Here is a 14577-nt window from a genome sequence, read left to right on the forward strand (position 1 = left end):
GTTCTTGACGCACGGCTCTGCAATTAGCGAAGCTGTATCAGCTCAGGCGGGGGATTTGTGTCACGCTGTTTGCCCGCTGGTGATAAGACCGAATGGTCATCGCTTCGGGGGAATCGGGATTGGCCGATCAGTTCTTTCAACGTCCTATCCTCAACTCGCCCTACGAGCGGCCAGCGCTGCACTGGGAGCTTGACCCAGAGGGCCAGCCGACCGGGAACATTGCCGAAGCTCGGCGCCACTCCGACCTGATCACGCCGGTTCCGAAGCCGAAGAAGCGGAAGAAAAAGGCGACGCAGACGGAGATGGCCTTCGACGCGGGCGACGACCTCTCCTCGGCCGATCAGGAATACAATCCGACCCCGATCATCAATGAGGTTCGGCAGCACGTCGATGCGTGGCGCAATCTGGTTAACCCGAAGGACTGGCTGGTCACGCCTGAAACAGAGCGGCTCCTGAAGCACTGGCGCCACCACAAGTTTCAGGGCGTCCGCCCCTTCTTCTGTCAGGTCGAAGCGGTCGAAACCGTCATCTGGCTGACGGAAGTCGCGCCGAAACTCGGTGCGCGTGGATCGAAGTTCTGGGACCACATCAAGGGCGCCAACGCTCAGGCCAATCCGGCGTTGATCCGTATGGCGCTGAAGCTCGCCACCGGGGCCGGAAAGACGACCGTCATGTCGATGCTGATCGCATGGCATACCGTCAACGCCGTCCGCCACCCCAACAGCAAGATGTTCTCGCGCGGCTTCCTGATCGTGGCACCGGGTATAACCATCCGCGACCGACTGCGGGTGCTGCTCCCGAACGATCAAGAGAGCTACTATCGGACCCGCGAGATCGTCCCACCTGACATGCTGGCGGACATCGACCGCGCCAAGATCGTCATCACCAACTACCACGCCTTCAAACTGCGCGAGCGAGCCAAGGTGGCGGCGGGCACCCGCACGGCGCTGGAAGGCTGGCGCAAGGAGAAGTTGGAGACGCTGGAAACCGAAGGGCAGATGCTCCAGCGGGTCATGCCCGATCTGATGGGGATGAAGAACATCGTCGTTCTGAACGACGAAGCTCACCACTGCTATCGCGCCCGCGTTCAGGATGCGCTCGGCGAAACCGAAGCAGACCTCAGCGGCGACGATAAGGATGCCGCCAAGGCCGACAACGAAGCCGCCCGGATGTGGATCACCGGGTTGGAGACCGTGAAGAAGAAGCTGGGCCTGTCGATGGTCTACGATCTGTCGGCTACCCCCTTCTTCCTGCGCGGCTCTGGCTACATCGAAGGCACCCTGTTCCCGTGGACCATGAGCGACTTCTCGCTGATGGACGCCATCGAGTGCGGGATCGTGAAACTGCCCCGCGTGCCGGTCGCTGATAACGTGCCCGGTGGCGACACGCCAAAGTTCCGAAACCTTTGGGAACATATCGGCAAGGAAATGCCGAAGAAGGGACGCGGGGCCGGAAAGGTGCTCGACCCGCTCAATCTTCCGTCCGAGCTTTTGTCGGCTCTGGACGCCCTCTACGGCCACTACAAAAAGACATTCGAACTCTGGGAGGCCGAGGGCATCGGCGTCCCGCCTGTGTTCATCGTGGTGTGCAACAACACCGCCACGTCGGAACTGGTCTACAAATACATTTCGGGCTTCTTCCGAGAGGGCGACGACGGTTCGCAGACGCTGAACAATGGCCGCCTCGACCTCTTCCGAAACTACGATGACTACGGCAACCGGTTCGCGCGCCCGAACACCATCCTGATCGACAGCGAGCAGTTGGAGTCGGGCGAGGCGCTCGACAAGGACTTCCGCGCCATGGCGGCGGACGAGATCGAGCAATTCCGTCAGGCAGAGGTCCAGCGCACCGGCGACATCCGTGCAGGCGAAAACATCGACGACGCCACCTTGCTGCGCGAGGTCATGAACACGGTCGGCAAGAAGGGCCGTCTGGGCGAGCAGGTTCGCTGCGTCGTCTCGGTGTCGATGTTGACCGAGGGCTGGGACGCCAACACCGTCACCCACATCCTCGGCGTCCGTGCCTTTGGCACCCAGCTTCTGTGTGAACAGGTCGTCGGCCGTGGTCTGCGCCGCCAGTCCTACGAACTGAACGAAGATGGCCTGTTTAACGTCGAATACGCTGACATCCTCGGCATCCCGTTCGACTTCGCCGCCAAGCCCGTCATCGCCCCGCCCGCGAAGCCACGCGAGACGGTGCGCGTCCATGCGGTGCGCCCCGAGCGCGACAAGCTGGAGATCGTCTTCCCGCGCGTCGAGGGCTATCGCGTCGAACTGCCCGACACGCGGCTGGAGGCGAACTTCGGCCCGAACTCATACCTCGATCTGACGCCCGATCTGGTTGGCCCGTCCAAGACCAGCAACCAAGGCATTATCGGCGAAGGCGCCGAACTGACGCTGGACCATCTGGATGACATGCGGTCGTCCAGCCTGCTATTCCACCTCGCCAAGCACCTGCTCTACACTAAGTTCCGCGACCCCGGCGAAGAGCCGAAGCTGGCCCTGTTCGGCCAACTGAAGCGGATCACTCGGCAATGGCTAGATGGCGGCTATCTGCGCTGCTCGGGCGGCACCTTCCCAGCGCAACTGGCCTATCAGGAAATTGCCGACATGGCGGCCGAGCGGATCAAGGCGGCCATCGTCGAGACGCTGGCAGGCCATCGCCCGGTGAAGGCAATCCTCGACGCCTACAACCCGACCGGCTCCACGGCCTTCGTGAACTTCAACACGTCCAAGGCCGACCGTTGGAAGACGGACCCGCGCTATTGCCACATCAACTGGGCGGTCTGCGACAGCGACTGGGAGGCCGAGTTCTGCCGGATCGCGGAATCGACGCCGCACGTCCGGGCCTATGTGAAGAACCACAACCTCGGCCTTGAAGTGCCCTATCTGATGGGCAGCGAGCCAAAGAAATACCGCCCGGACTTCATCGTCCAGATCGACGACGGCCGCCCCGATCCGCTGAACCTGATCGTCGAGACCAAGGGCTATCGGGGCGAGGACGCGATAGCGAAAGCCAACACCATGAACGCCTACTGGGTGCCGGGTGTGAACAACCTCGGCAAGTTCGGTCGCTGGGCGTTTGTCGAATACGCCGCCGTCTATGAGATGGAAGCTGCGTTCAAGAAGCTGGTCGATGATGTTCGAGCCGCGACGCTGGTCGGGGAACCGGCATGAGCGGAGCGTGGGCTGACAACCAAGTCTATTGGGCCACGCTCGCCTATGCGCGCTGGTGGCTCGCCGTAGACGGTCCTTTCCTTGGCGCGGTCAAAGCCGAGAGGGGCTTCACCGAGACGCTGCTGCGGCGGGTGGCGGTTCGCTACAACGTCAATCGCGGATTGCTCCAGCCCGAGGGGCAGCAGGAAGGTGAGGATGTATCCGCGAGCGGAATGATCGACCTGCTCCGGGGCGCCGTGGTCGATTGGCCTTCAGGTATTCGCATCCGCGCCGAGGTTTGCATGCAGATCGCGGAGGCGGCGCAGCAGGCGGGCTGGACAGACAAGCTACAGGTCTCAGGCGTCAGCAAGTTCATCTGGTTCCTGAAACCAGAGCGCTGGACCTTGTTCGACCGCTTCGCCGCCAGAGGGATGGGAATCCCCGCTCACTGGAGCCGCCGCCGTCAGTTCGAAGCCTTTTATGAGGCGCTGGGCGACGGCGATTTTAACGGGGTGGTCACGCGGATCGAGCCGCTCATCGCGGGTTCAAGCCTCCCCGGCCTTCCCGCCGCCCGCATAATCGACTCCTTGTTGATGGCGCGCGGTGCGCGCGGTTCAGGGATGCATGAGATCGAGGAAAGCCGCGCCTTTCTGGGCCTTCTTCCACCCGAGTTTCGCGACGCCCTGAATCATCTCGCGACCCAGCTACAGGACGAGATCGGCAACGACGTCCTGCCCCCGATGACCACCAAGCGTAAGAAGTCCTGACATGGCGAAGAAGCCGATCTCCATTGAGGCGCTGAAGCACGACGCCACCCGGATCAACATCCCGACCGCCGAGTTCGAGTCTCTGATGCGCGAGGAGGACAAGTCGCCGCTGCAGGTGGCCTATGAGCGCCGCAACCGAGACCTCGATCCCCAACTGGTTTGGCGCGGCAAGGATCAACAGGACTGGTCCGACCTGATCGTTCAGGCGCCGCCGCTGTATGTGCAGGAAAAGCTGCATCCCAAGGCGCTGATCGACGACCTGAAGCGCCAGACGAAGGCCCGGAGAGCCGAGGCCGACGAGTCCATCCCAGACCTCTTTGCCGACTTCAATGGCCTGCCCGACAAGGAGGCGGTGACCGAGTTCTACCAGCACGACCTGCACTGGTCGAACCGGATGATCTCGGGGGACAGCCTGTCCGTCATGGCGTCACTGGCCGAGCGCGAGGGTCTGCGTGGTCAGGTGCAATGTATCTATTTCGACCCGCCCTATGGCATCAAGTTCAACTCAAATTTCCAATGGTCCACCACGTCGCGTGATGTGAAAGATGGAGCAAAGGATCAGATCACCCGCGAGCCGGAACAGGTCCGTGCCTTTCGCGACACGTGGAAGGACGGCATCCACTCTTATCTGACTTACCTGCGCGACAGGCTGGTTGTGGCGCGGGATTTATTGAGCGAGAGCGGCTCGATCTTTGTTCAAATCGGAGATGAAAACGTCCACCGCGTCCGCGCACTACTGGACGAGATTTTTGGGGAGGAGAATGCAGTAAGCACTCTCGTAGTCCAGAAAACATATGGGTTCTCCGGCAATGCTGTTTCAAACGTGGCGGACTACGTTATCTGGTTCAGTAAGAACAAAGATAAGATGAAGGTTCGTCCTATATTGAGAGAGAAGCCATTTGAGTTGGGGAGTGGCAACGCTAGCTGGCTGTTGATGGAAGATTTCACCTATCGCAGTGTGAACGTTAAAGAGAAAAACGAAGATCGGATGATTCCGGAGGGTGCGCGCCCCTACAATCCAGATAATCTGATATCTCAGGGACGAGCATCAGACGCGCAGCCATTCGCGTTCCGGGGAGTGCTTCAAGACCCTTGGCCCAAGAACTCTCACTGGAAGCCCAACTACCCGTTGGGAATGGAGCGGCTGGCCCGTTCGGAGCGCATTCACCTTGCGTCGAACAGTTTCCGCTATCGGCGGTTCCATTCCGACTCGGGTGTTCTGCCCATCTCCAATATCTGGACCGATACTGGGACGGGCAACTTCACAGACGAGAAAATCTATGTGGTTCAGACCGGCTCCAAAACTGTGGAACGCTGCATTCTGATGACGACCGACCCCGGTGATCTGGTTCTTGATCCGACTTGCGGCTCGGGCACGACCGCCTACGTCGCCGAACAGTGGGGTCGGCGATGGATCACCATAGATACAAGCCGTGTTGCAATCGCGCTCGCGCGCGCGCGCCTCATGGGTGCTCGCTATCCGTTTTATCTCCTCGCCGACAGCATCGAAGGGCAAAACAAGGAGGCCGCTATTACTCGGGGTCCCGTAAGGACGACCCCAGTGTTTGGATCAATTCGGCAAGGTTTCGTCTATGAGCGCGTGCCGCATGTCACTTTGAAGTCTATTGCGAACAACACGGAAATAGATGCCATTTGGGAAAGAATGCAGCCCGAAGTCGAGGCAACTATCGCCCGCTTGAACGAAGCGTTGCGAGGGCACCCTACCCCGTTCACCGTCGAGACCGGTGGCCGTGCGGGAACTAAAATCGACTTCACAGCGGACGGCGAAGTGAGGTTGCCTTCAGGGGACGTGGCCCCCGCGAACGGTTTCATGGAATGGGAGATTCCGCGCGGACCGGGCGCCGATTGGCCCGCCGAAGCGCACGAAGCCCTTTCCTGCTTTTGGAAAGCACGGACTGCGCGGCAACAGGAGATCGATGCCTCCATCGCGGCCAAGGCGGATTCCGAATACCTCTACGACAGGCCCTATTCCGACAGTGCCAAGGTTCGTGTGGCCGGGCCATTCACGGTCGAGAGCCTGTCCCCGCACATCACTATGGCCGTGGGACCAGACGACGAACTTATCGACCTGACCGGTGCGGGTCTGGCCGACGAGGGAGCAGCGTTCGACGGTCCCGACGACTTCGCGAGCATGATACTAAATAACCTGCGCGTCGCAGGCGTTCAGCAGGCGCACAAGGAGGATCGGATAACCTTCACCAGCCTGATCGGTTGGCCGGGCGACCTGATCTGTGCCGAAGGTCGTTATCTGGAAGGTGAGGTCGAGAAACGGGCTGGCATCTTCATCGGCCCTGAATTTGGCACCGTATCACGCCCGGACCTTGTTCAAGCGGCTCGTGAAGCGGGCGATGCAGGCTTCGATGTGCTGGTCGCCTGCGCCTTCAACTACGACGCCCATTCGGCCGAGTTCTCCAAGCTCGGCCGGGTGCCGGTGCTGCGGGCGCGCATGAACCCGGACCTGCATATGGCGGGCGACCTCGCAGCAACCGGAGCAGGCAACCTGTTCGTCATCTTCGGTGAACCGGACATCAAGATCGAGGACGCGGGCAAGGATACGGACGGCGCCGAACTGATCCGGGTTAAGGTGTCAGGCGTCGATGTCTTCAAGCCTCAGACTGGCGAGGTGGTTTCCGAGGACACGGACGGCATCGCCCTATGGATGCTGGACACCGACTACAATGAAGAGAGCTTCTTCGTCCGCCACGCCTACTTCCTCGGCGCCAACGACCCCTACAAGGCGCTGAAGACCACCTTGAAGGCCGAGATCGACGAGGAGGCGTGGGCGACCCTGAACAGCGACATCAGCCGCCCCTTCCCCAAGCCGACCTCCGGCCGCATCGCCGTGAAGGTCATCAACCACCTCGGCGACGAGGTGATGAAGGTGTTTGAGGCGCGCTGATGCCGATCCCCCGGACCAAGCCCGCCGATTGGGGGGATGACGTTGCGGACATCTGCAATGCCGCTGACTACCCTCTCTTCAAACGGGTCGATCTCCATTGGGAGAAGCCCACGGAGTGGAAGAAGGGGCAAAACCAGCCTTCGTTCGATACCGACGAGCCGTTCCTCTACGCGCTGATCCGCAATCACTGGAGTTCGCGCGAGCGCGACCAGATCGAATACGTTGGCCTGACCAAAGCCCCGCGCACCCGCTTCGGCAATCATAAGACCGCCAAGCAGATCGTCAGCGAGCGGGGGTCGGTGATGTTCACCTACGCCAAGCTGGACTCGATTAAGGGACGCAACCGACTGGAGCGCGTTCATACCGCTTTGGAGGAGATCGAGCACCTGCTGATCTGGTCCATCGGGAGCGAACTGCGAAACGAGAAAAAGCAGTTCACGCTGCCCGGCATGGGAAGCAACGGCGGCAACGCTTGGCACATCGTGAACAGCGGCTACCACTTCGCGGGCCGGATGCCGAAGGAGATCATCTATCCGTGGATGCTGGTCCGCCATGGCCGGGATACCAGCAGGAAACGCACCACGTGACAGACTTCCGCATCGCCGACACCTTCACCGAGAGCCTCGCACGGTTGACCGGGCAGGAGCAGAAGGCCGTGAAGACGACGGCCTTCGATCTCCAGATGAACCCGTCGTCGCCGGGTCTGTCGTTTCACAAGCTGGATCGGGCGAAGGACTCGAACTTCTGGTCGGTGCGGGTCAATGCCGACATTCGGGTCATCGTCCACCGCACACCCGGCAGCATCCTGCTGACCTACGTCGATCACCACGACGACGCCTATCGCTGGGCCGAGCGGCGCAAGATAGAGCGGCATCCGACGACCGGCGCCATGCAGTTGGTCGAGGTGCGGGAACGTGTCGAGGAACTGCCGTCGCCACCCGCTCAACCGGCCGCCCCCGCGCCGGTAGTAATGCCTACCGGCAAGCCATTACCGCTGCTGTTCGACAATCTCCGCAAGTTCGAACTGATGGCATTCGGGGTGCCCGAGGAATGGGTCGAGGACGTGCGCCGAGCGACCGAGGCGACCCTGTTCGATCTGCTCGAACACCTGCCGCAGGAAGCGCAGGAAGCTCTCTTGAAGCTGGCAGTCGGCGAACAACCCGCGCCACCCGAACCTGTGGCTCCAGACATCGATCCCTTCGAACACCCGGACGCCCAGCGCCGCTTCCGTATTCTCACCAACGTCGAGGAACTGGAGCGCGCGCTCGACTCTCCTTGGGAGAAATGGGCGGTGTTCCTGCACCCGGCGCAGCGAGAAACGGTCGAACGCACCTATTCCGGCCCGGCGCGCGTCACCGGGTCTGCGGGCACCGGCAAGACCATCGTGGCGCTGCACAGAGCCGTCCATCTGGCCCGAGCGAACCCGACATCTCGCATCCTGCTGACCACCTTCTCCAAGGCTCTGGCGAACGCGCTGAAGGGCAAGTTGGCGCACCTGACAGGCAATCAGCCAGAGATTGCCTCACGTATCCATGTGCAGGCTCTGACGGGTGTCGGCTACGATCTCTACGCCCAGCTATTCGGCCAACCGACCTTGGCTTCGACCAGCGTGATCCAGTCGCTAATTACCAAGGCGGCCGAGGATATCGCCGAGCCGCGCTTTACTCCGCATTTTTTGCTCGGCGAGTGGACCGATGTCGTCGATGCATGGCGACTGACCTCGTGGGAGGACTACCGCGACGTCTCCCGGCTGGGCCGCAAGACCCGGATCGGCGGAAAGCAGCGCGAGACCCTTTGGGCGGTGTTCGAACAGGTCCGCGCGGGCCTGCGTGATCGCAAGTTGGTGACGTGGGCGGACATCTTTGGCCGACTGGCGGACCACTACGGCAGCGGCGCTGCGGAACCGTTCGATTTCGTCATTGTGGACGAGGCGCAGGACATCAGCGTGTCCGAAGCGCGATTCCTCAGCGCTCTCACAAAGGACCGGCCCGAGGCCCTGTTCTTCGCTGGAGACATTGGTCAGCGCATCTTCCAGCAGCCATTCTCGTGGAAATCTCTCGGTCTGGACGTTCGAGGCCGGTCATCGACCCTGCGGATCAACTACCGAACTTCGCACCAGATCAGGTCGCACGCTGACCGCCTGCTGCCCATCACAGTCACCGATGTCGATGGCGTGACCGAGAGCCGACGCGGCACCGTCTCGGTGTTCGATGGCGCTGAACCCATCGTCCAGACGTTCGACGATATCGGCGACGAACAGACCGCTGTCGGCGCATGGATCGCTGCCCGCATCGCAGAAGGCTGTCTGCCGCACGAGATTGGGCTGTTCGTCCGATCCGACGCCGAGATGAAGCGTGCACGTGCCGCCGCCAAGCTGAGCGGCGCGGCGGCCGTCGAACTCAGCGACAAGGTGGAAGCCGAGCCGAATAAGCTGGCCGTCTGCACCATGCATCTGGCGAAAGGACTGGAGTTCCGCGCCGTGGTGGTCATGGCCTGCGACGACGAGGTGATTCCCGATCAGGACCGCATCGAGCGCGTCGCCGACGAGTCCGATTTGCAGGAGGTCTACGACACCGAGCGGCACCTCCTTTACGTCGCCTGCACCCGCGCCCGCGACCACCTGCTGGTGACGGGCGTAAATCCGGCGTCAGAGTTCTTGGAAGACTTCGGCGTCTAGCGGCCCGCGCCCCGAATGTTCCACGGCAAATCGAAGTTCTGGATCAAGCCGAGTTCGAGACCAGCATCTCCGCTCACCGGCATGCCGTTCCACGTCAGATCGGGCGGATGGGCGGTGTAGACTTCGATGACGTCGCCGACACCGACCGCTTCAATGAGAGCAGCGTTCAAACGCCTACTGGTCCTCTAGGTCTTGCCCGGTCGGCAGTAGGATCGGAAGCGCTGAAAGACCCCCTTTGTGGCCAGACCGACGTAGAGCGCGGCGCCGTCCTTCACAAAGGCATACACACCACGTTCCTTTGGGAAATCTGCGCCCTGAACGAGCGACGCCTCGGTCACGGTCCATGCACCCACGCGGCTGAAGCCTCCCTCCCTAAGGAGAGCTACCGTGAGCGGCGGCTTGTTTGGGAGAGCTTTGCGAACGCGCGGCGAACTCGGCTTCGTGGCCCGCTCAGGGCTATTCAACAGGCCGCAGCGTCTCAGGACGTTGTAGGCTTGTTGATAGCGCACGCCGACCTGATCAGCGATCTGGGCGGTCGTGAAGCCCTTGGCCGCGAGCGCTCTGATCTGTGCTGCTTTCGTCATGAGGCGCCCGATTCAGGCTGGGCCGCTAATCGTTCGGCGAGCCAATCCCAGCGACCTTCAAAGGGCTGAAGTCGCTGTCGCAGGTCGGCGCCGACGCGGGTCACAGCGTATTTGCCACCAGCCGACCACGAGTTCGTAGCGGTCGCTTTGGCACCGAGGACCACCAGAGCTTCCTCATAGGTCATCAGGAATACGACTGGCGCGCTCGTGACATTCCAGACGTAGGCCAACGGAATGCCTCGCCCTTCGTATTTCCGGTCCAGACTGAAGCTTTCACCCGAGGAGCACTTCAACTGAAGAGGGAGCGCCCGGATGCCCTGCTCACCGACTTCCTTGAAGACAATGAGATCGACGCCTCGGTCCACGACGGGGGTGGCCACTTCGAAACCGCGCATCAGGAGTTGAGCCGTAAGCCAGTTCCGCCCCGCCACTTCGACGGTCGCTGAACTGATGTTCGAGCCTGCGGTCATTCCACCTCCGAGGGTTGGATAAATATCGGAAAGGAGACCCTCCGGTATGGACATCTACCACCACTTTTTCTCGCGCGGGCTGACCGACTCCCAGCGGCATTTCAGCAGCGCATGGCTTGGCCGCGCAGAGAACTATCTCTGCCTCCGATCTGGGCGAGGGCCTTCCGCTGATGCCTTGATCGAACTGTTTCAGACCCTCTGGCGCGAGGGTCGTCTGCTACTCGCAGCGAGGGTCGCTTGGGCGGTGCTTTGGCTGAAGCCGGAGGCGCGACGATGAACTATCACCACGTCTTCCAGTTTCCCAGCGACAACGAGGCGACGCTGGAGGCAGTTCTCCGGCAGATGAGAACCGGCGCAGTCACGAGTCCGATGGGCGACCAGCTTCTCACCCTCTCGTCGGTCGCGGAGGCAATTTATGTTCGATGCGCCTTCGGCGACCTGCGGCCTACCGGAGACGTTTCCCTGCTTGTCCGAGAGGCAAACATAGCGAGCGTGCAAGGCTGGCTGGATCAGCATCTTCCCACTAACCGCTACGCTTGGGCCGCTCTGGAGCACTTCGAGTTCTTCCATTTGGCAGATGTCGAACGGCTGATGGAGGTGTTCAGCGGCATCCTCGGGCGACCGCCCATATCGATGCCGCTGAACCTGTGGCCGGATGTGTTCCCGTCCAGCGACGCCTCCTAAGCCGCGTCGCCGAGCGTCGGAGCTTGATCCGCTGCGAGATCGGCATTGTCATTGGAACTTCCACGCAGATCATCCGGCAGCGGCGCATCTCCTTGAAGAACGACGCCGAGGCGTTCCTCGGCCATCCGGCAGTAGTCCGCTGACTGCTCGATGCCGATAAAGCGGCGGCCCTCCATCAAAGCGGCCACGCCCGTCGATCCAGAACCGAGGAAGGGGTCGAGGACCGTTTTGGCATTCGTCGCCGCGATGATCATGCGCGGCAGTTCGACCGGGAACGGGGCGGGATGCTGATTGCCCTTATCTGCCAGCAGCTTCATGACATCCTTCAGCCCATGACCTTTGCGGAAGCGGAACTTCGGCTTGGCGAAGATGTAGATCACCTCGTGCGTAGGCAGGGCGAAGGCGGCGTTGAAGTTATGACCCGAGCCGCGATCCCAGATGATGATTTGGCGCAGTGGTAAGCCGGGATTTAGTTCGTGCGGCGTCCGCAGCAAACCGTTCTGCACGCGATTCTTGTGCTGATAGAAGATCGCTCCGTCCTCGGGGATCAACCGCCAGCACTCCAGCAGGAACGCCTTCTGCCATGCGACGTAATCCGCGTAGGGCATAGCATCGTCGTGCCCGTCGTAGCCGTCAGCCAGCTTGGCGTTCTTCCACTTGCCGCGCCCTTTTTGTCCTTTGAAACCGCCGCCGCTCGATTCACCGAGGTTGTAGGGCGGGCTGGTGAAGATGATATCGACCGATCCGTCAGCCATCTGCTTCATTCCGGTCAGGCAGTCGCTGTTGAGGATCGTGGGTGCGAGATCGTGAGTGGGCACTTCCTGCTTGATGTCGTCGTTCGCGGCAGTTGTCGGTGCGATCTCACCGTTGGCGGCGGAAGGCAGGGTCAAAGCCAGATCAGGCGACAGGCACGGCTCAACCGCTTCGATGCGTTGCTTGGCGATCTGGAAGAACTCGGGATCGCGCTCGATGCCGATGAACTTGCGGCCAGCGGCCAGCGCCACGCAGCCGGTCGTGCCGCTCCCCATCGTGTTGTCCAGAACGACATCGCCGGGATTGGAGTAGGTGCGGACAATCCAGTCGAACAGTTCGACAGGCTTCTGGGTGGGGTGAACCGGCTTGTTGACGGACGGGAAGCGCAGGACCGAGCGGGGATAATTGGTGTGCGTCTGGCGGCGCTCGGAATCAGAGCGGTAGGGGTGGGCCTTGTAGAGGGCCGATCCCACCCCGCCGTTGCGGCTCACGCGAGGTTTAGAGAGTTCCACCAGTCCCTGCGGGTTGTAGGTCATGGGGCTGGCAGCGCGGTTTCCGACGCCGCCCTTCGAGAACACGAGAACGTCTTCATGCTCCATCAGAACCTGCGACTTCGCGTGAACGAAGCGCGTGGCGCGAGTTTTCTCCCAGACCAAGGAGTATTTGTAGAGGTCGGGCGCGGCCATCATCAGCTTCGCGGAGAACATCCCCGCCGATGTGAGAACGATGGTGCCGGTCGGCTTCAGGATGCGTCGATACTCGGCCCAGAGCGCTTCCATCGGGATGATCTCATCCCACGGTGCCCGCGTGCAGCCGTAAGGAAGGTCCGCACCAATCAGGTCCACGGATTGATCCGCGATTTCAGCCATTCGGGCGAGGGTTTCGCCGAGCATCAGACGAACGGCATCATCTTCCAGTCCGAGACGCTTCTCGATGATTGACCAGTAGCTCGGCTCACGCTCGATAATGATCGCAGATCGGCCGTGCGCCATTGCTGCCGCCCCTGTCGTCCCAGAGCCGCCGAACGGGTCCATCACGACGTCGCCGCTATTGGAGCACGCCAGCACGATGCGCTCGATCATGGCTTGCGGGAACGGGCACGGATGCGCGGTGCGCTCCTTTGACGTCCCATGGACCTGCGTGAAATCCCAGATGTCGGCGGGGTTGGCTCCCGCCGGGTTGTTGCGTTTGTCGGCCGAAGTCGAGGGACGGCGCACATCGTCGAGATTGAACGTCGGCGCGATGTTCTTGCGACGTCCGCGACCGCCTTTCAACACGCCCGGCTTCACCAGATAGAGCCAGCGCTCGGAGCGCGTGGAGAAGCGTTGGGTGGTATTCTGCTGGGCGCGGCGATCCCAGACGATCTCCTGCACGAGCGTCAGGCCGGTCCGTGCGATCAGCGGGAACAGATAATAGGTCAGCGGCACGCGGCTGTTCGGACCCGCCTTGTGCATGCCCACGTTGATCCACATCGCGCCACCGGGCTTCAGAACACGAGCGGCAGCCGTGATCCATTGGCGCGAGAACTCGATGTAATCTTCGATGGTGTCGAAGGCGTCGCCATACTCCATGCCGATGTTCATGTAGGGCGGCGACGTCACGACCAGATCGACCGACGCGGCCGTCATCGCGCTCATCATCGCGATGCACTCACCCTTCAGGAGACGAGCGGAAGGCGCATTTGGCGGCGGGGTGAGAGTGGGCAGATTATCGTTGGAAGCAACAATGGGGCTGGCTTGCACGGTTCGTTCAGCAGTGGCGACGATGTTGGACATTGGAAGCTCCGGTCTGTGGTTGGGAGCTTCAAAATATCCCCAGCTTCCGCACTGGCCGTCGTGACGTGAAATCCCAGAAAACTCTCTATATTAGAGCGGCTTCCGACATCGAGGACGTCGCTCAGGAACTATTCGCAGACAGCTTCATCGGCGTTTATTGGACGTTTCCCGCCGTGGGTCGCAAGGAGTTGGCCGATGGTATCGGCAGCGCCGTATTGGCCAGCTACACCATCAGGCGTCAGCGAGAAGCCATCTTGGAAGTTGCCGATCAACTCGGTCTCAAGTGCCGAGCGGAATGCGCTCTTCAGTTTCAACCGCAGTTCGGTTGGGACGAGAGAATCCAGCGCTCATTCCACGAAGCGATGGCGATGGCTGACCCGATGACCGCAGTCATATCTGTCGAGTTTCAGGATGGAGGAAGGTGGCGCCCCAACAATGTGTTGAACCAGCGGCTCAATAGCGAACCGTTTTGGCAAGTTCGGATATTGCCCTTTGCGGACGCTATCGAACATTTCTCTCTCAACCGATATTGGGACCAGCAGCGCTCAAGCCAGCGGCGTCGTAGACGCGGCCCGGAAACTGGATCGGATAAAGTTCAAGCTCCTCGACAGCGGCTGGAGCAGTTCCACCGATACATGCGGATGCGGATCATCGACATCGACGAATGGGACGAGTGGTCATTGAAGAAGAAGGCGGACGCTCTGCACGCACGCGGTCTTTGGACAGTAACAGGACTTCGATGGACGTCAGAGTTGGTGCGTGATCTCGAACAGGCTATCGGACATCGCTCGC

General features: G+C 61.3%; 12 protein-coding genes. 8 read left to right on the forward strand and 4 right to left on the reverse strand.

Going from position 1 to position 14577, the window contains the following annotated elements; translation table 11 throughout:
• Window positions 1–119 precede the first annotated feature (119 nt).
• From HNP47_RS15905 to HNP47_RS15925, 5 genes are all read left to right on the forward strand, one after another.
• The gene (locus HNP47_RS15905; RefSeq protein ID WP_184280338.1) at window positions 120–3176 is read left to right on the forward strand and encodes a BPTD_3080 family restriction endonuclease; all 3057 of its coding nucleotides are present in this window, start codon (window positions 120–122) and stop codon (window positions 3174–3176) included.
• A gap of 131 nt (window positions 3177–3307) precedes the next feature.
• The gene (locus HNP47_RS15910; protein WP_184280339.1) at window positions 3308–3922 is read left to right on the forward strand and encodes a hypothetical protein; all 615 of its coding nucleotides are present in this window, start codon (window positions 3308–3310) and stop codon (window positions 3920–3922) included.
• A gap of 1 nt (window position 3923) precedes the next feature.
• On the forward strand, window positions 3924–6842 hold the full coding sequence (locus tag HNP47_RS15915) for a site-specific DNA-methyltransferase (RefSeq protein ID WP_184280340.1): 2919 nt from the start codon (window positions 3924–3926) through the stop codon (window positions 6840–6842).
• Entirely contained in the window at window positions 6842–7429 is a 588-nt protein-coding gene (locus HNP47_RS15920; RefSeq protein ID WP_184280341.1) for a hypothetical protein, read from the forward strand. Before HNP47_RS15915 ends, HNP47_RS15920 begins: the two co-directional genes overlap by 1 nt.
• Window positions 7426–9519, forward strand: a complete 2094-nt coding sequence (locus HNP47_RS15925) for a UvrD-helicase domain-containing protein (RefSeq protein WP_184280342.1) — start codon at window positions 7426–7428, stop codon at window positions 9517–9519. Before HNP47_RS15920 ends, HNP47_RS15925 begins: the two co-directional genes overlap by 4 nt.
• Here HNP47_RS15925 and HNP47_RS15930 read toward each other — a convergent pair.
• The 3 genes from HNP47_RS15930 to HNP47_RS15940 are packed head-to-tail and all read right to left on the reverse strand — an operon-like array spanning window position 9516 to window position 10573.
• Window positions 9516–9689, reverse strand: coding sequence for a hypothetical protein (locus HNP47_RS15930; RefSeq protein ID WP_184280343.1), 174 nt, complete (start codon window positions 9687–9689; stop codon window positions 9516–9518). The genes HNP47_RS15925 and HNP47_RS15930 overlap by 4 nt on opposite strands.
• Before the next feature lie 15 nt (window positions 9690–9704).
• Window positions 9705–10103: a hypothetical protein gene (locus HNP47_RS15935; RefSeq protein ID WP_184280344.1), complete on the reverse strand. Its 399-nt coding sequence runs from the start codon at window positions 10101–10103 to the stop codon at window positions 9705–9707.
• A complete protein-coding gene (locus HNP47_RS15940) occupies window positions 10100–10573 on the reverse strand; it encodes a hypothetical protein (RefSeq protein ID WP_184280345.1) in 474 nt (157 codons plus the stop codon). Before HNP47_RS15940 ends, HNP47_RS15935 begins: the two co-directional genes overlap by 4 nt.
• Before the next feature lie 46 nt (window positions 10574–10619).
• On the opposite strand from HNP47_RS15940, the gene HNP47_RS16550 reads away from it, so the two are divergent.
• Both HNP47_RS16550 and HNP47_RS15945 read left to right on the forward strand, forming a co-directional pair.
• Window positions 10620–10850: a DUF6626 family protein gene (locus HNP47_RS16550; protein WP_311770089.1), complete on the forward strand. Its 231-nt coding sequence runs from the start codon at window positions 10620–10622 to the stop codon at window positions 10848–10850.
• Window positions 10847–11257: a hypothetical protein gene (locus HNP47_RS15945; protein WP_184280346.1), complete on the forward strand. Its 411-nt coding sequence runs from the start codon at window positions 10847–10849 to the stop codon at window positions 11255–11257. The genes HNP47_RS16550 and HNP47_RS15945 overlap by 4 nt, the downstream gene beginning before the upstream one ends.
• Here the strand turns inward: HNP47_RS15945 and HNP47_RS16195 are convergent.
• Window positions 11254–13785 (reverse strand): site-specific DNA-methyltransferase, encoded by a 2532-nt coding sequence (locus HNP47_RS16195; protein WP_221415187.1) that lies wholly within the window; start codon window positions 13783–13785, stop codon window positions 11254–11256. The two genes, HNP47_RS15945 and HNP47_RS16195, sit on opposite strands and share 4 nt — an antisense overlap.
• Between HNP47_RS16195 and HNP47_RS15965 the strand changes: the two genes are divergently transcribed.
• Window positions 13785–14577, forward strand: a 793-nt coding sequence (locus tag HNP47_RS15965; RefSeq protein WP_184280347.1) for a hypothetical protein, incomplete at its 3' end; no start/stop codon positions are given. The genes HNP47_RS16195 and HNP47_RS15965 overlap by 1 nt on opposite strands.

It is taken from the genome of Brevundimonas vesicularis (assembly GCF_014204545.1).
In the GTDB taxonomy this organism is placed as follows: Bacteria; Pseudomonadota; Alphaproteobacteria; order Caulobacterales; family Caulobacteraceae; genus Brevundimonas; species Brevundimonas vesicularis_B.